The 24989-nt window shown below is 73.3% G+C and carries 17 protein-coding genes; 6 read left to right on the top strand and 11 right to left on the bottom strand.

The window, feature by feature from the left end:
* Positions 1-45: 45 nt before the first annotated feature.
* On the top strand, positions 46-1236 hold the full coding sequence (locus RZ50_RS01435; RefSeq protein WP_196948731.1) for a sensor histidine kinase: 1191 nt from the start codon (positions 46-48) through the stop codon (positions 1234-1236).
* Positions 1233-1889: a response regulator transcription factor gene (locus RZ50_RS01430; RefSeq protein WP_196948732.1), complete on the top strand. Its 657-nt coding sequence runs from the start codon at positions 1233-1235 to the stop codon at positions 1887-1889. The genes RZ50_RS01435 and RZ50_RS01430 overlap by 4 nt, the downstream gene beginning before the upstream one ends.
* Positions 1890-1959: 70 nt before the next feature.
* Here RZ50_RS01430 and RZ50_RS01425 read toward each other — a convergent pair whose 3' ends face one another.
* On the bottom strand, positions 1960-3048 hold the full coding sequence (locus tag RZ50_RS01425) for a hypothetical protein (protein ID WP_196948733.1): 1089 nt from the start codon (positions 3046-3048) through the stop codon (positions 1960-1962).
* Between the two features lie 389 nt (positions 3049-3437).
* Here RZ50_RS01425 and RZ50_RS01420 point away from each other — a divergent pair, with 389 nt between their 5' ends.
* Positions 3438-4751, top strand: coding sequence for an NB-ARC domain-containing protein (locus RZ50_RS01420; RefSeq protein ID WP_196948734.1), 1314 nt, complete (start codon positions 3438-3440; stop codon positions 4749-4751).
* 162 nt (positions 4752-4913) lie between these two features.
* Here the strand turns inward: RZ50_RS01420 and RZ50_RS01415 are convergent, their stop codons facing one another.
* The 8 genes from RZ50_RS01415 to RZ50_RS01380 form a co-directional block, all read right to left on the bottom strand.
* Entirely contained in the window at positions 4914-5501 is a 588-nt protein-coding gene (locus RZ50_RS01415; protein ID WP_196948735.1) for a hypothetical protein, read from the bottom strand.
* Positions 5502-5669: 168 nt separating this feature from the next.
* Positions 5670-6689 carry an N-acetylglucosamine kinase gene (locus RZ50_RS01410; protein WP_196948736.1) on the bottom strand — a complete coding sequence of 340 codons (1020 nt, stop codon included), beginning with the start codon at positions 6687-6689 and terminating at the stop codon, positions 5670-5672.
* A 115-nt stretch (positions 6690-6804) separates the two neighbouring features.
* Positions 6805-8085, bottom strand: coding sequence for a 6-phospho-beta-glucosidase (locus RZ50_RS01405; protein ID WP_196948744.1), 1281 nt, complete (start codon positions 8083-8085; stop codon positions 6805-6807).
* Positions 8086-8093: 8 nt separating this feature from the next.
* Positions 8094-9002 carry a carbohydrate ABC transporter permease gene (locus RZ50_RS01400; protein ID WP_196948737.1) on the bottom strand — a complete coding sequence of 303 codons (909 nt, stop codon included), beginning with the start codon at positions 9000-9002 and terminating at the stop codon, positions 8094-8096.
* A 21-nt stretch (positions 9003-9023) separates the two neighbouring features.
* Complete coding sequence (locus RZ50_RS01395; protein ID WP_196948738.1) at positions 9024-10025, bottom strand: carbohydrate ABC transporter permease; 1002 nt, start codon at positions 10023-10025, stop codon at positions 9024-9026.
* A gap of 28 nt (positions 10026-10053) precedes the next feature.
* Positions 10054-11409, bottom strand: coding sequence for an ABC transporter substrate-binding protein (locus RZ50_RS01390; RefSeq protein ID WP_196948739.1), 1356 nt, complete (start codon positions 11407-11409; stop codon positions 10054-10056).
* Between the two features lie 105 nt (positions 11410-11514).
* On the bottom strand, positions 11515-12705 hold the full coding sequence (locus tag RZ50_RS01385; RefSeq protein WP_196948740.1) for an ROK family transcriptional regulator: 1191 nt from the start codon (positions 12703-12705) through the stop codon (positions 11515-11517).
* Positions 12706-12970: 265 nt separating this feature from the next.
* Positions 12971-14128 (bottom strand): mechanosensitive ion channel family protein, encoded by a 1158-nt coding sequence (locus tag RZ50_RS01380; protein ID WP_308271133.1) that lies wholly within the window; start codon positions 14126-14128, stop codon positions 12971-12973.
* Between the two features lie 448 nt (positions 14129-14576).
* On the opposite strand from RZ50_RS01380, the gene RZ50_RS01375 reads away from it, so the two are divergent.
* A complete protein-coding gene (locus RZ50_RS01375) occupies positions 14577-15221 on the top strand; it encodes an HNH endonuclease (RefSeq protein ID WP_196948741.1) in 645 nt (214 codons plus the stop codon).
* 131 nt (positions 15222-15352) lie between these two features.
* Here RZ50_RS01375 and RZ50_RS01370 read toward each other — a convergent pair whose 3' ends face one another.
* Positions 15353-19339 (bottom strand): beta-N-acetylglucosaminidase domain-containing protein, encoded by a 3987-nt coding sequence (locus RZ50_RS01370; protein ID WP_308271131.1) that lies wholly within the window; start codon positions 19337-19339, stop codon positions 15353-15355.
* 490 nt (positions 19340-19829) lie between these two features.
* Here RZ50_RS01370 and malQ point away from each other — a divergent pair, with 490 nt between their 5' ends.
* Together malQ and RZ50_RS01360 are read left to right on the top strand one after the other, a co-directional pair.
* On the top strand, positions 19830-21923 hold the full coding sequence (malQ, locus tag RZ50_RS01365) for a 4-alpha-glucanotransferase (protein WP_196948566.1): 2094 nt from the start codon (positions 19830-19832) through the stop codon (positions 21921-21923).
* Between the two features lie 110 nt (positions 21924-22033).
* Entirely contained in the window at positions 22034-22264 is a 231-nt protein-coding gene (locus tag RZ50_RS01360) for a hypothetical protein (RefSeq protein WP_196948563.1), read from the top strand.
* 96 nt (positions 22265-22360) lie between these two features.
* Here RZ50_RS01360 and pepN read toward each other — a convergent pair whose 3' ends face one another.
* Complete coding sequence (gene pepN / locus RZ50_RS01355) at positions 22361-24940, bottom strand: aminopeptidase N (RefSeq protein WP_196948562.1); 2580 nt, start codon at positions 24938-24940, stop codon at positions 22361-22363.
* Positions 24941-24989: the final 49 nt, after the last annotated feature.

Genomic DNA, 24989 nt, shown 5'->3' with positions numbered 1-24989 from the left:
CGCGGGCCAATGCGCCGCCGAACCGCCCGCCGCTACCATCGCGTCATGATCACCGACCACCGCCCGCCGCTGCTCAGGCGCCTGCCCGCGGGCGTGTGGGTGGCGGTGTTCTGGACGGCCGTCGTCGTGTTCCGCTTCTTCACCCGGGCCGACGAACTGCGCCACCTCTTCGAGTACCAGGGCAACCCCGAGGACATGCCGCTGGTGGTCACCGCCGTGGTCACCACCCTGGTCGCGTTCCTGCTCGTCCGGCTGCCGCTGGCCGCCGTCGCGGTGGCGCTGGCGGGCGGCATCTTCTCGCTCGGGATGCTGCGGGCCCCGGAGACCGGCCCGGTGCAGTTCCTGATCGCCAACGCGGTGATCGGCTACTGCGCGGCCACCCGCTCCCGCCTCGTCTCGCTGAGCGCCGTGGCGCTGCCGCTGACCATGCTCGCCTGGCTGTACGTCTGGGGCACCGTCAACGGCTACGCCGTCAACCCCTACGCCTACGCCGGCCTCGCCGCGACCGTGCTGATCGCCTGGCTGGTCGGCAACACCATCCGCCAGGGCCGCGCCCACGCCGAGGCCCTGCGGGGCCGCGCCACCGAGCAGGCCGTCACCGCCGAACGGCTCCGGATCGCCCGCGAGCTGCACGACATGGTCGCCCACAACATCGGCATCATCGCGATCCAGGCCGGCATGGGCAGCAGGGTCATGGACACCCAGCCCGCCGAGACCCGGACCGCCCTGGAGGCGATCGAGGCCACCAGCCGGGAGACCCTGGCCGGTCTGCGCCGGATGCTCGGCGCGCTGCGGCAGGGCGAGGGGGAGCAGGCGCCGCTCGAAGTCACCCCCGGGCTGGTCGAGTTGGACCGGCTGGTGGAGAAGGCGGCGGGCGCCGGGGTGCGGGTCGCGCTGACCCGCCGGGGCGAAGCCCGTACCCTGCCGCCCGAGGTGGACCTCGCCGCCTACCGGATCGTCCAGGAGGCGGTCACCAACGTGGTCAAGCACTCCGGCACCCGCGACTGCCACGTCACCGTCGGGTACGGCCCGCGGGAGCTCGACGTCACCGTCGTCGACCTGGGCGCGGGCGTGTCCTCCGCGACCCCCGGCACCGGCTACGGCCTGGCCGGAATGCGGGAACGGGTCGCCCTGCTGAACGGCGGGTTCAGCGCCGGCCCGCGCCCCGAGGGCGGCTTCCGTGTCGCCGCCCGACTGCCGATCCCCGAAGACGCCGCCCTGGAGGTGGGACCGTGATCCGCGTCGTCCTGGTCGACGACCAGCCGCTCATCCGCACCGGCCTGCGCGTGCTCATCGCCGACGCCCCCGACCTGGAGGTGGTCGGCGAGGCCGGTAACGGCGCGGAGGCCGTCGAGCTGGTCAACCGGCTGCGCCCGGACGTCGCCGTGATGGACATCCGGATGCCCGGTATGGACGGCATCGAGGCCACCCGCCGGATCACCGCCGACCCGGAGCTGCCCACCCACGTCCTCGTCCTCACCACCTTCGACGACGACGACTACGTGTACGGCGCGCTGCGCGCCGGGGCGAGCGGCTTCCTGGTCAAGGACCTCGCCCTGGAGACCATCCTGGACGGCGTGCGGGTCGTCGCGGCGGGGGACGCCCTGCTCGCCCCGGGCATCACCCGCCGGCTGATCGGCGAGTTCGCCGCCCGCCCGGAGGCCGCCCGGGTCCGCCGTGCGGTCGCCGAGGGCATCACCGAACGCGAACGCGAGGTGCTGACCCTGGTCGGGCGGGGCCTGTCCAACGCGGAGATCGCCCAGGAGCTCACCATCAGCCCGGCCACCGCCAAGGCGCACGTGGCCCGGCTGTTCACCAAGCTGGACGCCCGCGACCGGGTCCACCTGGTCATCCACGCCTACGAGTTCGGGCTGGTCGCGCCGTCCTAGCCGGAAGACGGCGAAGCGCCGGAGCGGGCCCGCACGACCCACTCCGGCGCTCCCCCCCCTTCTCAGATCGTCACTGGACGATCGCGTGCGAGATCTGGCAGCCGCTGACCGCGTTCGACCAGGTGCCCTGCATGGCGAAGGAGCCCGTCGCGAAGGTCACGTTCTGCGAGCCGCCGGTGCCGCCGACGCCCTTCCAGGCGCACTTGTCGGCGTTCTCGTAGCCGGTGGAGTCGGTCCAGCCGCCCGCCGGGTTCTGGTCGGTGACGGTCTCCGAGTACTCGTGGCCGAACACCATGGTCACGCCGTCCAGGGTGCCCGCGCTGCCGCTGTTGACGTAGTTCTGGCCGCAGGAGCTGCCCATGTCCGTCACGTACGGGTCGTTGCTGAACGCCACGTCGCCGTAGGGGGACGGGGCCGCGCCGCCGGTCAGCGTGGTGTCACCGTTCCAGTCGTGCCAGGCGCAGAAGTTGCCGCTCGTGGTGTTGAAGCCGTCCGGGTGGGTGCCGGTCGGCGAGAGCACCACGTACTGCGCGTTGCGGTTGGACGCCGCGGTGGTGTTGCCGAAGTGCCCGGCGGCCTTCACGGCCTCGGCGGCGATCTGGTTGCCGGTGGCCTGGCCGGGGGCGGCGGCCGACCCGTCCACCCAGATGCCGGCCAGGGCGCCTCCGGTCGGGTAGCCGACGTGCGCGGAGCCGCTCGGGCAGCTGGTCGAGCCCGAGGCGATGCCCTCGCAGTACTGCGTCATGACGCCGGACCAGGTCTCGCCGTTGGTGCCCAGGCCCTTGAACAGCTGCTGGGCGCGGACGGCCTCGCCCGACGGGTCGCCGGACAGGGTGGTGTAGCCGTTGGCGTCGGTGCCCTGGCTGCCCCACTGGGAGCCCCAGATGACCAGGTAGACCTTCGGCGCGCCGGTGGTGACGCCGATGCCGTCGACGCCGCCGCCGTACTTCAGGTTGGAGGTACGGGCGGTCGCGTTCTGGCCGGCCTCCTTGGTCGGGACGGTGCCGTGCCGGTACGGGTGGGAGTGCCCGGCGAACTCGCTGACCGGCTGGTCCGCCTGGGCGGCCGGGGCGGCGAATCCGGCGGCGGCGAGCGCCAGCGCGCTGAGCCCGGTCAGGGCGCGGACGCGGTTGCGGCGGGAGGTGGGGGACATGCCCATCGTGAGGGTTCCTCTCTCGTACCGACCGCCGCTCCGGTAGGGCGCGGCGGAACAGTGAAAGGCGGTGGGGGAGTGGCGACGGCAACGCGGTCCCACTGGCCGTTCGTCATGAACAGTCAGTGAAGTGGGGATGAGGGACCGTTTGCCGCCGGTGGCCGGAAGCAAAGCAGACTTGTCGAAACCGGGTCAACGAGGACGAGAGTAAGACCCGGACCAAGGGAGTCCCTCGGGAAAGTATGGAAAGTCAAAAGGTCCCAGTTGAAAGACGGTTGATGCGCGTAGCGCAGCTGAATCTCAACAGTTGGAGGGGACCTCTTTCACCGTATGGAGACCTGGCACCGCTCCGGCGTGGGCTCCACGCGTGGGCCGCGACCTGTGAGACTGGGGCCATGCCCGATCCGATCCGCAACAACATCGACGGCGGGGTCTACGGACCGCTCATCCAGGCGGGTTACGTCAACGGGGTCCCGACGGGCGGGGCGGCCGGCGGCGCGCCGACGCGCCAGGCTCGTTGGCCGAAGCAGGTGGGAGTCGTCCCGGAACTGGCCGATGCCTACCAGTCGCGCGGAGTGGACCTCGACCCCGCCGGGGCTTCCACCGTCGTCCTCACCGGCATGCTCGGCAGCGGGAAGACGCAGCTGGCCGCCCGGTACGCCCACACCCGGCTGCTCCGCGGGTACGTCGACTTCGTGCTCTGGGTGCGCGCCACCGACCGTCGCTCCGTGGAGGAGGCCTACATCCGGGCGGCCGCCGAACTCGACCTCCCCGCACCCGCGGACCCGGAACGCCTGCGGTCCTGGCTGCGGACCACCGACCGCCGCTGGCTGGTGGTCCTCGACGACGTCTCGGACCCGGCCGACCTCCGCGCCCTCTGGCCCCCGGTCACCGCGCGCGGCCGCACCCTCGTCACCACCCGCCGACGCGACCCGTCCCTGCGGATGAAGGAGCGCCAGGTTCTGGAGGTCGGCCCGTTCCGTCCGGTGGAGTCCCTGGCCTACCTGGTCGACCGGCTCACCACCCACGGTCTCGGCGGGCCGGCCGACCAGCTCGCCGCCCTGGCCGACGACGTCGACCACCTGCCGCTCGCCCTCTCCCTGGCCTCCGCCTACCTGATCGACCGGGCCGACACCGGCGTCACCGCATCCGACTACCGGGCCCGGCTCGCCGAACACCGGCCCCTCGCGGAACTCGCCCCGGATCCCGACGGCTCGGAACAGAGCGTGGCCGAGATCCTCGCCGACGCCCTCACTCGCGCGGACGCCGCCACCGGCGCGCTGGCCACCCCCGTGCTCCAACTCGCCTCCGTCCTCGACCCGGAAGGCGTTCCGGTCGACGTCCTCACGTCCGAACCCGCCCGCATGTACCTCGCCGGTGCGAGTGCCGAGGCCGTCGACGAGACGCTCCGCACCCTGCACCGCCTCAGCTTGGTCACCCGCACGCACGACCTCCTGCGCGTCCACCGGCTGATCCAGTGGGCCGCCCACGACTCGCTGCCCTCCGCGAGCCGGCGCGCCGAGCTGGTCGAACTGGCGGCGCTGGCCCTCACCACGGCCTGGACGACCGGCCCGCTCGACCGGGAGACCGTCCGGATCCGCCGCGCCAACCACCGTGCCCTGACCGCCCGTCACCCCGAAGTCTCGTGGGGCGCCAGCTCCGGGACCCTGGCGGTGCTCGAACAGGCCGCCGACCTGCTCGACACCTGAGCACCGTACGCGCGGGCCCTGCGCCCCAGGGCCTGTCCGGCGGATCCTTGCCGGGCCCGCGACGCGCCCCCGGCCCTCGGCCGGGAGGTGCCCCCACCTCCGCCTCGCGATGCACGCACTCGGACGCCGCGGTCCGATCCGACACGATCCGCCGGATACGCCCTACGGCACCGCGAGCTCGCCGATCCGCATGATCCGCCCGTGCGAGTCCAGCACCACGTCGTAGGCGTTGCCGTGACAGGCGTACGGGTCGGCCGGATCGCGCTCGGCCAGGCAGTCGTTGAGGTGGGTGACCAGCTCGTCCAGCCCGACGGGCCTGGCCGGGTCGTCGTGCGGGCGGTCGGCCAGCGTCGCCGCCACGCCCGCCGCGGCGAAGCCGTAGTGGACGGGCGTGCCGGTGGGCTCGTAGCGGGGCGGGGTGCAGGTGTAGCGCGCGGGCTGGGCGGTGAGCTCGGCGGGGCCGGCGGAGACCACGACCAGGACCTGGTGGCCGGGCGCCTCGGTGGGGGCCGTGCAGAGCGGCGTGTCGTCGGGGGCGGCGATGGGGCCGGTGGCGGGGGCGTCGACCTCCTCGTCGGCGAGGTCGTCATCGTCGTCCAACGGGTCGTCGGCGCCCTCGTCCGCGAGCGCGGCCGCGGACGAGGCGGCGGCCACCGTGGGGCGGGAGTCGGCGGGGGTGCAGCCGGTGAGGACGGCGGCGGCGGTACCGGTGAGCAGGACGGCGGCGAGGAGGATGCGGGGCACGGCCATGGCACAAGTCTCCCCGGGTGGCGGTGGTGGTCGGTACCCGGGTAACACGACCGGCGCACGCCGAACGGTTCCCGGCGCACGCCGAGCGATTCCAGCGCACGCCGAACGGTTCCCGCCCCCGCCGGACGTGCGGATCCGGCGGGGCGGGAGGTTCAGGCCCGACGCGCGTCAGACGCCGACCGTCCGCTGCGTCTCGTACGCCCGGCGCAGCCGCGTCCGCACCTGCCGGTCCGCGCCCAGGTGGTCGAGCCCGAGCAGCCCGGCGCCCAGGACGGGCGGGGCGACCACGACCCGAGGCTCGGCCAGCGGGGCGGCCTCGGCGAGCCGCGCGGTGAGGTTGTCGATCAGCAGCGGCTGCCGGGAGGCGAGCACCCCGCCGCCGAGCACCACCGGCGCCGGCGAGTCCAGCAGCTCCAGCCGGCGCAGCGCGACCACGGCCAGCCGGACGATCTCGTCGGCCTGGCGGTCGATCAGCCTCAGTGCGACGTCGTCCCCCTCGCCCGCGACCGCGAACAGCAGCCGGACGATCTCGTGCAGCCGGGGGGTCGGCAGGTGCCCGAGGTGGACGGCCTCCGCGACCGCCCGGGCGCTGGGCAGGCCGAAGTGCTCGGCGATGGCCCGGGCCAGTGCGGTCGGCCCGGCGCGCCCGTCCTCCGAGCGGACGGCGTGCCACATGCTGGTGGTGGCGAGCCCGGAGCCGCCGCCCCAGTCACCGGTGAGCGTGCCGAGTGCGGGGAAGCGCGCGGTGCGCCCGTCCGGGAGCAGGCCGACGCAGTTGATCCCGGCACCGCAGACCACGGCGACCCCGCGCGGGCCGTCGGTGCCGGCCCGCAGCAGGCCGAAGGTGTCGTTGGCGACGGTGTTGCTGGCACCCCACGGGTGTGACTCCAGGGCGCGGCACAGCGCCTCCTCCTCCACCGGGAGGTCGGCGTTGGCCAGGCAGGCGCTGACGTGGCTGGTCAGCACGCCGGTCCAGGAGGGGTGGCCGGCCGCCGCGGCGGCCTCCTCGACCAGCGGGGCGAGGCCGGCGACGGCGGCGGCGCCGCCGATCGTCTGGGGTGCGAAGCCGCCGCCGCGGGCGGTGCCCAGGATGGTGCCGTCGGCACCGATCAGGGCGACGTCGGTCTTGGAGTTTCCGGCGTCGATGGCGAGGACGCCGGGCAGGAGTGGTTCGGGCTGGTGGGTCATCAGGTCCCCGCGCTCGTACGTGGCCCGGCCGTGTACCCCGGCCGGGGTTGGTCGGTCTCCTCGCCCCGCCCGGTCCGCGCCCCCGCGGGGCACGGACCGGGTCCGTGGATGGCGCTCAGGCCCAGGCGAGGTGCTCGCGGTTGTGCGCGAGCAGCCGATCCGTGAGCTGGTCGGCGAGTTCGATCTGGCCGACCAGCGGGTGCGCGAGCAGGGCGTCGAAGACCCGGTCGCGGCCGCCGTGCAGGGCGGCGTCGAGGGCGAGGTGCTCGTACGAGGTGACGGCGGCGACCAGCCCGGCGTACAGCGGTTCGAGCGGCCGCTGCGGCAGCGGCCGCACGCCCGCGGCGTCGACCTCGGCCGGGACCTCGATGACGGCGTCGTCCGGCAGGAAGGGCAGCACGCCGTCGTTGCGGGTGTTCACCACCTGCACGGACGTCCCGCCGCCGGTGCCCAGCAGGGCCGCGATCAGCTGGACGGCGGCCTCCGAGTAGAAGGCGCCGCCGCGCTTGCCGAGCAGCTCGGGCTTGGTGTCCAGGGCCGGGTCGGCGTACATCTCCAGCAGCTGCCGCTCGATCTCGGCGACCTGGGCGGCCCGCGAGCCCTGCACCCTGAGCTCCTCCACCACGGTGTCGTGCTGGTAGAAGTACCGCAGGTAGTACGAGGGCACCACGCCGAGCCGCTGCACGAAGGCCTGCGGCAGGTGCAGGTCGTCGGCGATCTCCTTGCCGAAGCCGCTGAGCAGCGAGGGCAGCACCTCCCGGCCGGTGGCGGAGCCGGGGGCGTCGAGCAGGGTCACCCCGCGCTCCCAGGTCAGGTGGTTGAGCCCGACGTGGTCGAGGCGGATCAGCTCCGGGTCCACGCCCAGGTGGGCCGCGAACTTGCGCTGGAAGCCGATCGCGACGTTGCACAGGCCGACGGCCTTGTGGCCGGCGGTCTGGAGGGCCCGGGTGACGATGCCGACCGGGTTGGTGAAGTCGACGATCCAGGCGTCCGGGTTGGTCCGGCGGACCTGCTCGGCGATGTCCAGCACGACCGGGACGGTGCGCAGCGCCTTGGCGAGCCCGCCCGCGCCGGTGGTCTCCTGGCCGACGCAGCCGCACTCCAGGGGCCACGTCTCGTCCTGGTTGCGCGCCGCCTGTCCGCCGACGCGCAGCTGGAGCAGGACGGCGTCGGCGTCCGCGACGCCCGCCACCAGGTCCGTGGTGACCGTCACGGTGGCGGAGTGGCCCTGCTTGGCGAAGATCCGCCGGGCGAGGCCGCCGATCAGCTCCAGCCGCTCGGCGGCCGGGTCGATCAGCACCAACTCGCCGACCGGCAGGGTGTCGCGCAGCCTGGCGAAGCCGTCGATCAGCTCCGGGGTGTACGTCGAACCTCCGCCGACGATTGCCAACTTCAGTGCGGACATCAGCCCTTGACCCCTGTCAGTGTCACGCCTTCGATGAAGGCCTTCTGTGCGAAGAAGAAGAGGACGATCACCGGCGCCATCACCAGCAGGGTGGCGGCCATGGTGAGGTTCCAGTTGGTGTGGTGGGCGGCCTTGAACGACTCCAGGCCGTAACTCAGCGTCCAGGCCTGCTGGTTGTTGCTGGCGTAGACCTGCGGGCCGAAGTAGTCGTTCCAGCAGTAGAAGAACTGGAACAGCGCGACGGCGGCGATGGCCGGCTTGGACATCGGCAGGACCACCCGCAGCAGGGTGCGCAGGTCGCCGCAGCCGTCGATCCGGGCCGCCTCGATGTACTCCTTGGGGATGGTCATCAGGAACTGGCGCAGCAGGAAGATGGAGAACGCGTCGCCGAAGGCCATCGGGATGATCAGCGGCCACAGCGAGCCGCCGAGGCCCATCTGCTTGGCCCAGAACAGGTACATCGGGATGACGGTGACCTGCGGCGGCAGCATCATCATCGCGATGACCGCCATCAGGGCCAGGTTGCGGCCGCGGAAGCGGAACTTGGCGAGCGCGTAGGCGACCGGCACGCTGGACACGACGGTCACCAGGGTGCCGACGCCGGCGTACACCAGGGTGTTGCGCCACCAGGTGAGGAAGCCGGGGGTGTCGAACACCTTGGCGTAGTTGCCCCAGTTCCAGGAGGTGGGCCAGTAGTCGGTGGTGAGCGCCTGCTGGTCGTTCATCACCGAGGTGAGGAAGACGAAGACGAACGGCAGCAGGAAGAACAGCGCGGCGGCGATCGCCAGCGAGTGCACGGCCACCCAGTTGAGCAGCGCGCGGCGCCGGGCGGCCCGGGCGGCGGCGGTGCCGTTCCGGGAGGCGCCGGCCGGGGCGGGCGCCTTGCTGAGCGTGGAGCTGAGAGTCATGGGCTAGTCCTCAGGGGTCCGCTAGTCGTCGCTCGCCATGAAGCCGGACCGGCGGCGGAGCAGGATCGAGGTGACGGCCATCGAGATGGCGAACAGCACCAGGGCGACGACGCAGGCCGCGCCGTAGTTGAAGCGCTGGAAGCCGAGGTTGTAGACCATCTGCGGCAGGGTCCAGGTGGAGCCCTGCGGGAAGCCGGGCTCGAACTGCTGGCCGGAGTTGCCGGCGATGCCGCCGGCGACCTTCCCGGCGACGATCGCCTGGGTGTAGTACTGCATGGTCTGGATGACCCCGGTGACCACCGCGAACGTGATGATCGGCGAGATGTTCGGCAGCGTGACGTACCGGAACCTCTGGAACGGGCCGGCGCCGTCGAGCTCGGCGGCCTCGTACTGCTCCTTGGGGACGTCCAGCAGCGAGGCCATGAAGATGACCATCAGGTCGCCGACGCCCCACATGGCGAGCAGGGTGAGTGCGGGCTTGGACCAGGAGGGGTCGGCGAACCAGCCGGGCTGCGGCAGGCCGAGCTGGCCGAGCAGGTGGTTGAGCGGGCCGGTGCCGGGGTTGAGAAGGAAGGCGAAGGCGACGGTGGCGGCCACCGGCGGGGCCAGGTACGGCAGGTAGAAGACGGTGCGGAAGAAGCCCACGCCGGTCTTGATCTTGGTGATGAGCAGCCCGATGCCGAGGCCGAAGGCCACCCGCAGGGTCACCATGATGACGACCAGCCACAGCGTGTTGCGCAGGCCCTGCCAGAAGGTCGGCAGCTGGTTGAAGACGTAGTCCCAGTTCTTCAGGCCGTTGAAGGTCGGCGAGCCGAAGCCGTTGTACTGGGTGAGGGAGAAGTAGGCGGTGGAGATCAGCGGGTAGGCGAAGAAGACGCTGAACCCGATGAGCCAGGGGGAGAGGAAGGCAAGGGTGCGGGCCGCCTCCCGGCGGCGCTTCCGGCGCAGCAGGTGCTGCGTGGAGGGCGCCGCCGGGGCGGTCGGTCCAGCACCGTCCTTGCGGGTGCCGAACGCGAGTGACATGGGGAGCTCCGTGGGCCGTTCCCGTCGCCTACTTGGCCTGGGCGATGTCGGTGTCGATCTGCTTGGCGGTGGCGGCCAGACCGGCCTGGACGTCGGTCTGCTTGCCGGACTCGATGTCGTAGCCGAGGTTCTGCAGGGTGGCGAGGTAGCCGCCGCCGTTGACGCTCGCCGGGGTGGTGCTGGAGTTCGGGTTCTTGGCGACGTCCAGGAAGGTCTTGAAGTTCGCGTCGCTCACCAGCTTCGGCGAGTTGAGCGCGTCGAAGGTGCTGGGCACGTTGTGGATGGCGTTGGCGAAGTTGACCACCGAGTCGGTGTCCGTGGTCAGGAACTTGACGAACTCCCAGGCCGCGGCCTGCTTCTTGCTGGTGCTGGCGATGCCGACGATGGTGCCGGTCAGGTAGCTGCGGCCGTAGGTGGCGGCCTGGTCGTCCGGCACCGGGAAGGGCGCGGTGGCCCAGTCGATGTCGGGCTTGTCGTCGGCGAGCGAGGCGGTGCGCCACTCGCCGTCGAGGGCCATCGCGACCTGGCCGGTGTTGAAGGGGTTCTTGGCGCTGAACTCCTCGCCGAAGGTGGAGCGGTACTTGTCCAGCTTGGCGTAGCCGCCGAGCTGGTCGACCAGGCCCTTCTGCCAGTTGAGCATCGCGGCGACCTTCGGGTCGGTGGCGATGTTCGACTTGCCGTCCGAACCGAAGTAGGTGGCGCCGTACTGGCCGAGGAAGTGCTCGGCGTGGCCCTCGTAGCCGTGGTACAGCGGCATGAAGCCGAGCTGCTTGTACGAGTCGCCGTCGGCGACGGTCAGCTTCCTGGCGTCGTCGGCGAACTCGCTGAAGGTCCTGGGCGGGGCGGTGATGCCGGCCGCGGCGAAGGCCTTCTTGTTGTAGTAGAGGCCGTAGGCGTCGCCGAGCAGCGGCAGCGAGCACTGGTTGCCCTGGAACTGCGTGTAGTTGAGCATCGCGGCCGGGAAGGTCTTGGCCGGGTCGATGCCGCTCTTCTGGAGCTGGGGCTTGAGGTCGATGAACGCCTTGGTCGAGCAGAACATGCCGACGTTGTTGGTGGTGAAGGAGGAGACCACGTCCGGGGCCTCGTCGCCGCCGGCACGCAGGGCCTGGTTGACCTTGTCGTCCGCGACGTTGCCCTGCGGCTTGACGTGGATGTTGGGGTGGGCCTTCTCGAAGGCGGCGATGATGTCGTTGATCGCCTTCACCTCGTTGTCCTGGCTCCAACCGTGCCAGAAGGTGATGGTGACGTCCTTGCCGCTGGCCGAGTCGTCGTTGCCGCCCGAGTCGCTGGAACCGGTGCAGGCGGAGGCGAGCAGGGCCAGGACGGCGCTGCCGGCGACGGCGGCGATCGTGCGGCGGCCTCTGCGTGAGGTGATGGCGTGCACTTCGTGGTCCTCCTGGGGGTGCGCGGGCAGGCGTCGTTGCCTCTGGTCCCGCGTAGGGGGTTGGGGGAGAGGTGGGTGCAGGTGAACAAGGTGACAGGGGGAGCGTCAGTGGGTGGAGAAGACCGCCTCACGGGCGTCCGTGAGGGCGCGTTGCAGGGCGCCGAGCAGGACGGGCGAGCCGGGTAGGGCACTGCTGCGGATCTCCGGGCGGGCGATGCAGATCCGGGCCAGTTCGTCCTCGACGAGCGCGCGCAGCCGTTCGCCGCCCGCGCTCGGCACCGCGCCGGAGAGGACCACCAGTTGGGGGTCGATCACGGCGACGATGACACTCAGCCCGACGGCGAGCCGCCCGGCCAGTTCGGTGAGGAGGGTGTCGCCGGCGCCCGGGGTCTCCAGGGCCTTGGCGATCGACTCCTCCGCGGTGGGTGCTCCGAGTCCGTGCTCACGGGCCAGCGCACGGACGGCGGGTGCGCCGACCAGGGCCTGGAACCCGCCGAACTTGCGGCGGCGGGCGTCCCATTCGAACGGCGAGTCGGGCACCGGCATGTAGCCGACCTCCCCGGCGCCGCCGGTGAAGCCGCGGTGCAGCCGCCCGCCGATCATGATCGCGGCGCCGACGCCCGCTCCGGCCCAGAGCAGGACGAAGTCCTCGGAACCCGCCGCCGCGCCCGAGGCCCGCTCGGCGACCGCGGCGAGGTTCACGTCGTTCTCGATCGACACCGGCGCGCCGATCGCCTCGGACAGTTCCTCGACCAGCCGCGGCGAGTGCCAGCCGGGCAGGTGGGAGGCGTAGCGCAGCTTGCCGGTGACCGGGTCGGGGGCGCCGCCGACGCCGATCGCGACGGTGCGCAGGCTGCCGTCGGCGAGCCCGGCGGCCTGCCTGGCCCCGGCGACCGCGGCGGCGACCCTGGCGACGGTCTCGGCGGCCGGGACGCCCCTGGTCGGCACGCTGTGCTCGACCAGCGTGGAGCCGGTGATGTCGGCGATGGCGACCCGGATCTCGCTGCCGGTGACCTCCAGGCCGGCGACGTACCCGGCGGCCGGATTCACCTGGTACAGCTGGGCGTTGGGGCCCGGCCCGCCCGCCGTGGTGCCGACCGGCAGGACCAGCCCGGCCGCCTCCAGGCGGGCCAGCAGCTGGGAGGCGGTGGGCTTGGACAGTCCGGTCAGGGTGCCGATCTGGGTGCGGGAGAGCGGCCCGTTCGCCAGCAGGAGTTCGAGGGCGGCGCGGTCGTTGATGGCGCGCAGCAGGCTGGGGGTGCCGGCGAGGGGGGCCTTGGCGGTGCTCTTGGTCATGCCCGGAATCCTCCTCTTTCGGCTGGTCGGGGTGGCCCCCGGGTGGCGGTCGGGGCCTGCTTCCGCGAACTGTTAGGAAACTTTCCAGTCGCTTGGGTAGGACCGTACGGTCCGCGTCAGCGGGGTGTCAATGGTCGGCGGAGCGGAGGATGCCGAAGCGTTACCGGACAGCACGAAGCCCCGCCCCCGCCGTGGCGGGAGCGGGGCTTTCGTCCTTTTTGAGGTCCTCTTCGCGGTGGTTCGCAGGCGCCGATCCGCCGAAGCGCTACGGCTTCGTCGGGTCGTCCGCCGGTCGGGGCGCCGGGATCGGCTCCGTCGCGCGGAAGCGCGGCGAGGTCGGGTCGGACAGGGCCGACGGCGGCGACGGCTCCGCCATAGAGGCGATCGCCACTCCGGTGCCCACCGCCGGGGCCTCCTCCTTGACCTTGATCCCGGCCAGGTCGAAGGCCGCCTTCAGCCGCTGCCGCAGCGCCCGGGAGACCGCCGGAGCCTTGCCCGGCGCCGTCCGGGCCTCGACCCGGACCATCACCGAGTCCGCCGCCACCGACTCCACGCCCAGGATCGACACCGGCGCCCAGACCAGCTCGTCGTACGGCGCCTCCTTGGCCATCCCCTCGGCCGTCTCCAGGATCAGGTCCTCGACCCGCTGCAGGTTCTCCTTGTACCCGACCTGCACGTCCACCGAGGCCGTCGCCCAGCCCTGGCTCATGTTGGCGATCCGCTTCACCTCGCCGTTGCGGATGTACCAGATCTCGCCGTTCGAGCCGCGCAGCTTGGTCACCCGCAGCCCGACCTCCAGCACCGTGCCGGTGGCCACCCCGGTGTCGATCTCGTCGCCGACGCCGTACTGGTCCTCCATGATCATGAAGACCCCGGACAGGAAGTCCGTCACCAGGTTGCGGGCGCCGAAACCGATCGCCACACCGGCCACACCGGCACTGGCCAGCAGCGGCGCCAGGTTCACCCCGAGCGCGGAGAGCACCATCAGCGCCGCCGTGCCCAGGATGGTGAAGGAGGCCACGCTGCGCAGCACCGAGCCGATCGCCTCCGAGCGCTGCTGGCGCCGCTCCGTGTTCACCACCCCGGTGTTGGCCAGCAGCCCGCCCAGCCGGCTCTCCTCCTGGTGCTCGTGGCTGCGCGCCATCCGCCCGATCAGCTGGGTGATCAGCTTGCGCACCACGGCCCGCAGCACCAGCGACAGCAACACGATGAGGACGATCCGCAGACCGCTCTCCAGCCAGCTCTGCCAGTGCGAGTCGAACCAGCTGGCCGCCTGCCTGGTGGTGTCGGTGACCTCCTGCGCGCTGGTGGGGATGCGCAGGTCCAGCTGCGGCAGTTCCGGCGCGGTGGGCGAGGGGGCCGGCGTCGGGGTGGAGAGCGTCGAGGACGCGTCGGCGATGCCGGTGGCGCCGGAGCGGAACACGTGCGGACCTTCCTTGCAGGGGGCGTGACGGGCCCGCGCCGCCGCAAGCGGCCCGCGGACCGTGCGCCATAGCCTAACCGGCACCGCGCACCCGCATGGACACGCCGAAGGGCGTACACGACTCCTCTTACGCCCCGTCAACGCCCCGGTGCGCTCCCCCCGTGCACTGCTCCGGACGGCCGCCGGACAGTGCTCCGACCGGCCGATCCGTCCCCCGGGAGGGCCACCGCGCCGCGCCCCGGAGGCGCCCGGGTGCAACCCGACCGCCCCCAGGGCATACCGGGTATGACGGAGACCACACCCGGAGTTCACCCCGGGTCCGTTACACAGGAGTGGTGGCGCCGTACAAAGGCGTAAGGCGACACTGGGGGAGATCGCGTACTCGTTGCGCGATCCAACCGCTCGTCCCGGCGCGAGCCACGCGCCGCAGGCGTCCAAGGAGGCATCCGTGCCGCATGTCCTGGTCCTCAACGCGTCCTACGAGCCACTCGGCGTCGTATCGATGCGCCGCGCACTCATCCTGGTCCTCAACCACAAGGCGGTCAGCCTGGAGGACTCGGGAGTCACTCTGCACAGCGCCACCAGCGCCCTTCCGGCGCCGTCCGTCGTCCGCCTGACCCGCTTCGTCCGGGTCCCGTTCTGCGGGCCCGTCCCGCTCACCCGCCGGGCCCTGTTCGCCCGCGACCACGGCCGCTGCGTCTACTGCGGGGCCGCCGCCACCAGCGTCGACCACGTCATCCCGCGCAGCCGCGGGGGCCAGCACCGGTGGGACAACGTGGTGGCGGCCTGCCGCCGCTGCAACCACACCAAGGCCGACCGCCACCTCACCGAACTCGGCTGGCGGATGAAGCGCCCGCCCGCACCGCCCAGCGGACTCGCCTGGCGGATCATCGGCACCGGGATCAAGGACCCGCGCTGGCGGCCCTACCTGGAGCCGTACGGCGGCGGGGACCAGTTGCGCGCCCCACAGTGGGGCGAGTACGAGCACCACGACCATACCGAGCCGAACCACTCCGTCCCGATCGGCCGGGCGCACGGCGCCCACCCCGCCCCCGTCCGCCGCGGCGAGCAGCCCGAACCGCTCTCCGCCTGACCGAAGCTCCACAAGGGCCCGCCCGTCATAACGTCGGTACGCGCCTCATGGGCCGCCGCGCCCCCCGAACCGGGGGGAACGGCGGCCCGCCGCGTTCTGCCCTTCGGGGCCCTACGGGGCCCTACGGGGCCCTACGGCTTCTGCGGAGTCGCCGGCGGTGACGCGGGCGTGCCCGGCTGGGCCGGCTGGGCCGGCGGGGCGGTCGGGTTGGCCGGGGTGGTCGGGGTGGTGGGGGTGGTGGGGGTGGTGGGGGTGGTCGGCGGCTGCGGCGGTGCGGCCGGATCGGTGACGGCGTACAGTTCGACGCCCCACAGCGAGTAGCCGTACTTGGTCGCCCGCGCCACGCCCTGCATCCGGACGAACCGTACGCCCGGCGCGTCGAAGCGCACCGTCTCGTCCCCGCCCTTGCCGTTGTCGACCGTCGCCGCGTCCGTCCAGCTGGTCCCGTCCGCCGAGACCTGGATCTTGTACGAGGCGGCGTACGCGGCCTGCCAGTGCAGCACGGCCGAGCCCAGGTGGGCGGTCTGCGGCAGTTCCAGCTGCACCCAGGCGTCGTCCTTGGCCGGCGAGGACCAGCGGGTCTTCGGGTTCCCGTCGGAGACCGCCGAGGCCGGGAAGTCCGCCGTCTCGTCGCCCGAGGAGGTGGCCCGGGAGCCGAGCGCCAGGTCCGGTCCGCCGGTCGGCGGTACCACGTGCACCTGCAGCACCTGCTGCACGGTGGTGGCACCGGCCACGAAGGACACCGGCACCCGGTACGTCCCGGACGGCGTCCCCGGCGCGGCGCTGACCTGCAGCGGCACGCCCACCCGGCCGCCGCGCGGCACGGACACCGGGCCGGTCGGGGTCACGGTCAGGCCCTTGGCGGCGGCCGGCACCTCGGCGCGCAGCTCACCGGTGGTGCCCTCCGGACGGCCGGCCTCGACGGTGCCCCGGGTCTGGGTGGGCGCGGAGGCGCCGGTGACGACGTCCAGGGTCGGGTCGGCGAGGGTGAGCCGGGCCGCCGGGGCGTCCGCGTACCAGGGGATCACCTGGTTGACCACCGGCGGGTCGCCGCCCGGCTTCCAGGTCAGCCGGAAGGCGTCGGCGGGCTGTCCGCCGGCCGGCAGCTCGTTGTAGCCGGGCTGCACGGTGCCGATGTCCGTCCAGGTGCCGCCCGCGCGGCGCACCGCGACGGTGGCGGTGGCGTGCACGTTCGGGTCGGTCAGGACGGTCAGCCGGTCCAGCGGACGGGCGGCGCCGAGCTCGACGACGAGCGGCTGGTCCAGGGCGGTCGGCGGCTTGGCGGCGCGGTAGGCGGTGTCCGGGTTGCCGTCCAGCACGGCCGCGGGGGAGGAGCCGGGCAGCGCGTCGGGCCCGCCGGTGACGGTGGCCGGGGCCTCGTCCGGGGCGGTGACGGTGAACTCCCGCACCGCGACGGCGGTCTTCTGCGCGGCGGTGGCCCGCAGCCGCACCGCCCGCACCACGGTGCCGGGCGGCAGCTGGGCGCCGACCGTCTTCTGGTTCTTCACCACGGCGAGCTGCTTCCAGCCGCCCTCGCCGGTGCTGTACTCCAGCACGCCGTCGCGGATGTAGTCGTCGACGGCGGTCCGCGCGTCCGGGCCGTCGCCCCAGCCGCCCATCAGCACGGTGACGCTGCTGATCGGCCGCCCCGCCCCGAGGTCCACGCCGACCGAGTCGCCGGGCTGCGGGGGAGCGGAGCTCCAGTAGAAGGTGTCGGCCTGGCCGTCGGTCATCAGCGCGGGCAGGTGGTCGTGCGCGGTGCCCATGGTGGTGGTCGGGGTGACCCCGCCGCTGACCACGCCGGCCCAGTTGTCGGCGGCGCGCACGGAGCGGTCCAGGAACGGGCCGAGCACGCCCGCGCCGACCGTGGCCGGGGCGCCCGCCAGCTGGGTGCGCAGCCGGTTGAGCTGCACCCGGGCCTTCCACGCCGCCGCGCCGTCACCGCCGTGCTGGGCCAGCAGCATGTCGAGCGCGGCCTGCCCGGCCAGCCCGTAGTCGCGCAGCGGCGAGAGCCAGGGTGCGGCCTCGGCCGCGAGCGGGGCGGTCGCCTGGGTGCCGGCCAGGGTCTGCTGGGCGCCCGCCATCGCGGCGAAGGCGTCGCGCAGCGGGGCCGCCGCCGCTATCAGCCGGTTGAGGTCGGGGGCGGCGCCGGAGGTGGGCTCGGCGGTGGCCCAGAACTGGTCCAGCAGCGGCGTCAGGTAACCGGACTCCTGCTTGGACAGCGGCGAGGAGGTGCTGTTGCCCGCCAGCGCGGTGACGGCGGCCAGCGCCGATCCGGCGGGCGTGGCGGCGGCGCCGGTCGGCCCGGCCAGCGTGCGCACCGCGGCCTGCCAGGACTCGTCGGGCTTGTACCCGGCCGGGTTCCAGGCGAAGTCGCCGGCCGTGGCGAGCGCCACCCGGGAGGCCACCGGCTGCTGCATGGCGCCGGTCAGCAGCACCGCCGAGCGGGTGGCCACCTCCGGGTCGCGGCCGGTGTAGGCGCCGAGGAAGAGCCGGTCCGGGCTGGCGTCGTTGACCGGGTAGTTGTCCATGGTGACCAGCGGGTGCCCGTACAGGCCGGCGGTGTCCGAGGCCTGGGCGCCGGTGATCTTCTCCGGGATCACCCCGACCCCGCTCCAGGCCACCTGCACGCCGTCCGGCAGCGCTCCGGCCAGCGCCTTGCGGTACGGGGTCGAGCCCTGCTGGTGGTACTCGGTGGGTACGACGGACAGCGGCGCCAGGCCCGGGTTCTTCGCGATCAGCCGGTCCTGCACCTTGCGGACCAGCTCGGCCTGCGCCTTGGCGGCCGCGGCGGGCCCGGTGCCGTACTTGTCGCGGTCGCCGCCGCAGTGCCACTCGTCGTAGCTGACGTCCAGGAACTGCAACTGGAAGGCGGTGAAGCCGAGCTTGCGCAGCCCGTCCAGCTTGGCGACCAGCGCGTCCACGTCCTTGCCGGAGCTGAAGCAGAGCGACTGCCCCGGGTCGATCGCGTAGCCGAGGGTCACGTGGTTCAGCCGGGCCCGGTCGCCGAGCTCACGCAGCTCCGACTGCTGGGCGGCGGGGTAGGCGTCGCGCCAGCGGGAGAGCCGGAACGGGTCGTCACCGGGGGCGTAGAGGTAGAAGTTCTGCTTGGAGCGGCCCAGGAAGTCCACCTGGTCGAGCCGCTGCTGCGCCGTCCACGGGGTGCCGTAGAACGCCTCCGCGGTGCCGCGCACCGGCGCGCCGCTCGGCCAGTCCCGCAGTGTGATCCCGGGCAGGCCGAGCCCGGCCGCGCCCGGCCCCTGGCCCTGCCCGGCCGGTACGGCGGCGAGCAGTTGGCGCAGGCTCTGCGCGGCGTAGAAGGTGCCGGCCGCGTCCGCGCCCGCCAGCACCACCGCGCCGTACGTCCCGCCGCCCTGGGCGGGCAGCTGACCGGCCGACAGCACGTAGCCGCCGGGCGGCAGGTCCGCGGTCGAGGGCGCGGAGCCCTCCTTGCCGCCGGCCGCGACGGTGAGCTGACGCAGCGTACGGTCGGTCTCGTCCCCGGAGCCCTCGGAGGGCCCGCCGACGTACACCACCAGCGAGCCGGCGGCCGGCGTCCCGCCGTCGGCCTGCGGGGTGACGGCGGTGGCCCCGGCGATGCCGAGCACCTCGTGGACGGCGTCCACCGCGCCGCGGTCGGCCTTGGGCGCGGTCACCAGCGCCACGGCGGCCGGCACCGCGACCGGCTTGCCCGCCACGGTCTGCTGCTGCGGGTGCGGGAACACCTGAGGGTTCGTCATGCTGCCCAGCGGCGTCTGCGACGCGGTACTCACCACGTCCGGTCCGGGCACCGCCGCGTACGCCGCCGAGGGCAGCGGCCCGCCCAGCAGCCCGCCGACCACCGCGGCGGTGGCGACCCCGGCCGCGATCTGCAGCGCCCGCCGCCCCGGCCGCCCGGCCGCACGCCCCGCCCTGACCTCGGCCAGCAGCGGCTCCGTCCCCTTCAGATCGGCGATCAGCCGGTCCGCCGTCCTCGGCGCCAGCTGACGGCAGGTCCGCGCCGTGGCCCGCCGTGCCGCCAGCGCCGCCGGATGGTGGAGCACCTCGCGCAGCGCCGGACTCTGCTCCAACTGCTGCCGCAGCCGCCGCCCGGCCACAACGGACACTCGGGCTTGCACAGGAGCCTCCTCGCCAGGCCTGGACCACATCGCTCGCAACCCCACCAGCTCCCCAACCCGGTGTCAACGTCGCCGACGGCTATGCCGACTTTGCCCCGATTCATCCCCTCCTTCCCCGGGCGTGTCCAACGCGTCGGGCCCGCCCCGCCGACCGGCGGGACGGGCCCAGGAGCGCAGCTCAGGACATGGATGTCAGGTACGCGGCGGCGCAGGCGGCACTGCCGTCCGCAGCATCGGGACGCTCCACTGCTGGTTCGCCCCGTAGCCGCAGTCCCACAGCTGGAGCCGGGCACCGTTGGTCGCCCGCCAACCCCGGCAGGTCGAGGCAGAGGTACGCGGCGCGCGGCCGCGGCGGGCCGTGCGCCCCCGTGTCGCGCAGCGTCATCGGGTCGTCACGCGGGTAGGACTTGGGGAGCCTTGACCGGGCGTCGCCGAGACAGCGCAGGAGCCGCGAGTGGCCGCTTACCACGACAGTGACGGAGCCGACGGAATGCAGGTCCCGGTGCAGGACGCGCCGCCGCCACCCGCCGAACTGGTGGCGCTGGCGCAGGCGTGCGGGGTGGACACCCGGCATCCGGGGCCGGGCGGGCAGGCGGTGGGGGCGCGGACGCTGGTCGCGGTGCTGGCGGCACTCGGGGTGGTGGCGGGAACGCCGGAGCAGGTGCGGGAGGCGCTGGAGCGGCACCGGGCCGAGCAGCGGGCGCGGTTGCTGCCGCCCTGCGTGGTGGTCCGTCAGGGGCGGCGCACCGCGCTGGACGTGCCGGCCGACGCCCGGCTGCACGTGGAGCTGGAGGGCGGGGGGAGCTGGGAGCTGCCGTGCGGGCACTCGCACTGGCTGCCCGCCGACCTGCCGCTCGGGAGGCACACCCTCAGGGCGGACACCAGCGCGGGAAAGGCCCAGGCGGTTCTCATCGTCGCGCCGCGGAAGCTGCCGCAACTCCCGGGCCGCAGCTGGGGGTTCCTCGCCCAGCTGTACTCCGTCCTGTCCGAGCGCTCCTGGGGCATGGGCGACCTCGGCGACCTCGCCGAACTCGCGCAGTGGGCGGGCGCCGGTCTCGGCGCGGGCTTCGTGCAGATCAACCCGCTGCACCAGGCGCTGCCCGCCGACCCCTCCGACCCGTCCCCGTACCGGCCCTCCTCCCGCCGCTTCGCCGACCCGGTGCACCTGCGGATCGAGGCCGTCCCCGAGTACGCGTACCTGGAGGGCAACCGGCGCGACCAGGCCGAGGAGCTGACCCGCCGGGCGGCGAGGCTGCGCGGCGAGGTCCTCGGCCACGACGGGCTGATCGACCGCGACGCCGTCTGGCGGCTCAAGCGCGAGGCCCTGGAGCTGCTGCACGAGGTCCCGCGCGGCCCGGGCGGCGAGGCCGAGTACGAGGCGTACCAGCGGCGCGAGGGCGAGTGGCTGCGCCGCCACGCGCTCTGGAACGCCCTGGCCGAGGTGCACGGCGCCGACTGGCACCACTGGCCGAAGGGCCTGCGTCACCCGAGCGGCCCGCAGATCGAGCAGGCCGCCAAGGAGCTCGCCGACCGGGTCGAGTTCCACCGCTGGCTCGCCTGGCAGGTCGACCGGCAGCTCGCCCACGCCCAGCGCAGCGCCCGCGAGGCGGGCATGCCGGTTGGCCTGATCCACGACCTGGCCGTCGGCGCCCACCCCGACGGCGCCGACGCCTGGGCACTCCAGGACGTGCTGGCGGGCGGCATCTCGGTCGGCGCCCCGCCGGACGCCTTCAACGCCCACGGACAGGACTGGGGCCTGCCGCCCTGGCGCCCGGACGCGCTGGCCGCCGCCGGCTACGCCCCGTACGCGGAGCTGCTGCGGGCGGCGGCGAGGCACGCGGGGGCCCTGCGCATCGACCACGTGATGGGCCTGTTCCGGCTCTGGTGGGTGCCGGCCGGCCACCCGCCGACCGAGGGCGCGTACGTGCGCTACGACGCGGAGGCGATGCTCGGCGTGCTGGCCCTGGAGGCGCACCGGGCCGGGACGGCGGTGATCGGCGAAGACCTGGGCACGGTCGAGCCGGGTGTGCGGGAGGAGCTCGCCGAGCGCGGCGTCCTCGGCACCTCGGTGCTCTGGTTCGAGCGGGACTGGCGCTCCGGCGGCGGCATCCTGCCCCCGGAGCGCTGGCGGCCCGACTGCCTGGCCACCCTCACCACCCACGACCTGCCGAGCACCGCGGCCCGGCTCTCCGGCGAGCACGTCGAGCTGCGGCACCGGCTGGGCCTGCTGGCCCGGCCGCTGGGGGAGGAGCAGGCGGAGGCGGCCGGGGAGCTGGCGGACTGGCGGGCCGAGCTGGACCGGCTCGGGCTGCTGACCCCGGGGGAGCCGCTGTCGATGCCGGTGCTGTACCGCTTCCTGCGGGCGACCCCGGCGGAGCTGGTCGGCGTCTGGCTGCCCGACCTGGTCGGCGATCCGCGCCCGCAGAACCTGCCAGGCACCTGGGACCAGTACCCGAACTGGCGCCTGCCGATCGCGGACGGCGCCGGTGATCCGGTCACCCTGGAGCGCCTCGCCACCGCACCCGCCGCCCGCCTCCTCGCCCACCTCCTCGCCCCGCCGAGCCCCCGGAACCCGTCGCACTGACCGAGCGCGCAGGCCCTGGCCGGACCCGCGGGCCCCCGAACCGGAAGCCCCGACCCCGCTAGCCCGACCCCGACGCGCGCCGCCCCATAAGTGACGGGTAAGTTGGAATCGTGGACAAGAGGAACGCTTTGCGAGCCGGCGCGGTCTCCGCAACGGTCACGCTGATGATGCTGCTGTCGTCGCCCGCCATGGCCCTCACCAGGGACGATGGCGACGACCCGGGTTCCGGCCTGAGCGTCGGCCAGACCATCGGCCTGTACGTGGTGATCCCGATCGTGGCGTTCGTGATCATCGGCGCGCTGGCCGCTCTGCCGTACGGCAAGGGCAAGGGCAAGAAGTAACGGTCGCGTCCACCGAGGAACGCGCAGGACCCCGAAGGGGCGCCGGACGATCCCGTCCGGCGCCCCTTCAGGCGTTTCAGGCGTTCAGCGGCCCGGTCAGCGGGCCCCCGCCGCCCGGTCGACGGCCTGGGCCTTGAGCGCGCGCTCGACCCCGGCCCGAGCCTCGACCACCTGGCGCCGCAGCGCCGGCGCCGGATCGGCCGAGGCCAGCCAGGCGTCGGTGGCCTCCAGCGTCGCCTCGGTCACCTGGAGCGCCGGGTACAGCCCGACGATGATCTGCTGCGAGATCTCGTGGCTGCGGGTCTCCCAGATGCCCTTCACGGCCGCGAAGTACTTCTCCGCGTACGGCGCCAGCAGCTCCCGCTGGTCCGACTGCTGGAAGCCGGCGATCACCGCTTCCTGGACGTAGTTGGTCAGCTTGTCCGACTCCACCACCGCGGCCCAGGACTCCGCCTTGGCCTCGGCGGTCGGCCGGGCCGCCCGGCAGCTGGCCGCGTGCTCCTGGCCGGCCGCGGTGTTGTCCCGCTCCAGCTCGGCCGCGATCTCCGCCTCGTCCGCACGGCCGGTGGCGGCCAGGCGGGCCAGCAGCGTCCAGCGCAGCTCGGTGTCCACGGCCAGGCCCTTGACCTCCACCGAGCCGTCCAGCAGCCCGGCGAGCAGCCCGAGCTGGCCGTCCGTGCGGGCGACCGCGGCCAGGGCGCGGGCCCAGGCCAGCTGGTGGTCGCTGCCGGGCTCGGCGGCCCGCAGGTGCTCCTCGGCGGCGGCGGCCCAGCGGGCCAGGCCCTGCTCGCGCCAGTCCGGGTCGGTGTAGGCGTCCAGCGCCAGCTTGACCTGGCGCTGTACGGACTGCACCACGCCGATGTCGGTCTCCCGCCCGACGCCGGACAGCGCCAGCGACAGGTAGTCGCGGGCGGCCAGCTCGCCGTCGCGGGTCATGTCCCAGGCGGAGGCCCAGCACAGCGCGCGCGGCAGCGACTCGGTGAAGCCGCCGAGGTTCTCGGTGACGACGGCCATCGAGTCCTCGTCCAGCCGGATCTTGGCGTACGAGAGGTCGTCGTCGTTGAGCAGCACCACGGCCGGCCGGTGCCGTCCGACCAGCTGCGGCACCTCGGTGCGCGGGCCGTCGACGTCCAGCTCGATCCGCTCGGTGCGCACCAGCGAGCCGTCCACCAGCTCGTACAGGCCGATGGCGATCCGGTGCGGCCGCAGCACGGCCTCGCCCTTGGCGCCGGCGGGCAGCGCGGGCGCCTCCTGCAGCACGGCGAAGGACTCGATCTCACCGTCCGTGTTCAGCGTGATCGACGGCCGCAGCACGTTGATGCCGGCGGTCTCCAGCCAGGCCTTCGACCAGGCCTTCAGGTCGCGGCCGCTGGCCTCCTCCAGGGCGCCGAGCAGGTCGCCGAGCCGGGTGTTGCCCCAGGCGTGGCGCTTGAAGTACGCCTGCACGCCCTGGAAGAACGCGTCCTGGCCGACGTACGCCACCAGCTGCTTGAGCACCGAGGCGCCCTTGGCGTAGGTGATGCCGTCGAAGTTGACCTGGACGTCCTCCAGGTCGTTGATCTCCGCCATGATCGGGTGGGTGGACGGCAGTTGGTCCTGCCGGTAGGCCCAGGTCTTCATCTGGTTGGCGAAGGTGGTCCAGGAGTGCGGCCACCTGGAGCCGGGCGCCTCGGCCTGGCAGACGGCCTCGGCGAAGGTCGCGAAGGACTCGTTCAGCCAGAGGTCGTTCCACCACTCCATGGTGACGAGGTTGCCGAACCACATGTGGGCCAGCTCGTGCAGGATCGTCGCGGCGCGCGCCTCGTAGGCGGCGTCGGTGACCTTGGAGCGGAACACGTACTGGTCACGGAAGGTGACGGCGCCCGCGTTCTCCATCGCGCCGGCGTTGAACTCCGGGACGAAGAGCTGGTCGTACTTGGCGAAGGGGTACGGGAAGTCGAACTTCTCCTGGAAGTAGTCGAAGCCCTGCTTGGTGACCGCGAAGATCGCCTCGGCGTCCAGGAACTCGCGCAGCGACGGGCGGCAGTAGACGCCCAGCGGCACGCGCTGCCCGCCGTTCTCGTAGGCGTCGAAGACGCCCACGTACGGGCCGGCGATGAGCGCGGTGATGTAGCTGGAGATCCGGCCGGTGGGCTCGAACTTCCAGACCCGGGTGTCCCCTTCGCCGACCGGCTCCGGGGTCGGCGAGTTGGAGACCACGACCCAGCCGCTGGGGGCGGTCACGGTGAAGGTGAACGAGGCCTTCAGGTCCGGCTGTTCGAAGTTCGCGAAGACCCGGCGGGCGTCCGGCACCTCGAACTGGGTGTACAGGTAGGTCTCGCCGTCGACCGGGTCGACGAACCGGTGCAGACCCTCACCGGTGTTGGTGTAGGCGCAGTCGGCGACCACACGCAGCTCGTTCTCGGCGGCCAGGTTCGGCAGCGGGATACGGCTGTCGTCGAAGCTCGCCGGATCGAGCGGCGCGCCGTTGAGGGTGATCTCCTCGACGCTCGGGGCGACGAGGTCGATGAAACTGTCCGCACCGGGCGTGGTGGCACTGAAGCGGACCACCGTGGTGGACCGGAAGGTGCCGCCCTCGCGCGCCGCGCTGAGGTCGAGCTCGATGTCGTACGCGTCCACCCGGAGGAGCTCGGCCCGGATCCGGGCCTCCTCGCGGGTCAGATTGGTGCCGGGCACTCGCTGCACTCCTTTGTCAGGCTGATGGATCGAATCCTCGCATGCCCTA

Source organism: Kitasatospora sp. SUK 42, assembly GCF_015776785.2.
GTDB lineage: Bacteria > Actinomycetota > Actinomycetes > Streptomycetales > Streptomycetaceae > Kitasatospora.
The sequence above is the reverse complement of the archived record's forward strand: the minus strand, read 5'-3'. Positions and strand labels throughout refer to the sequence as shown.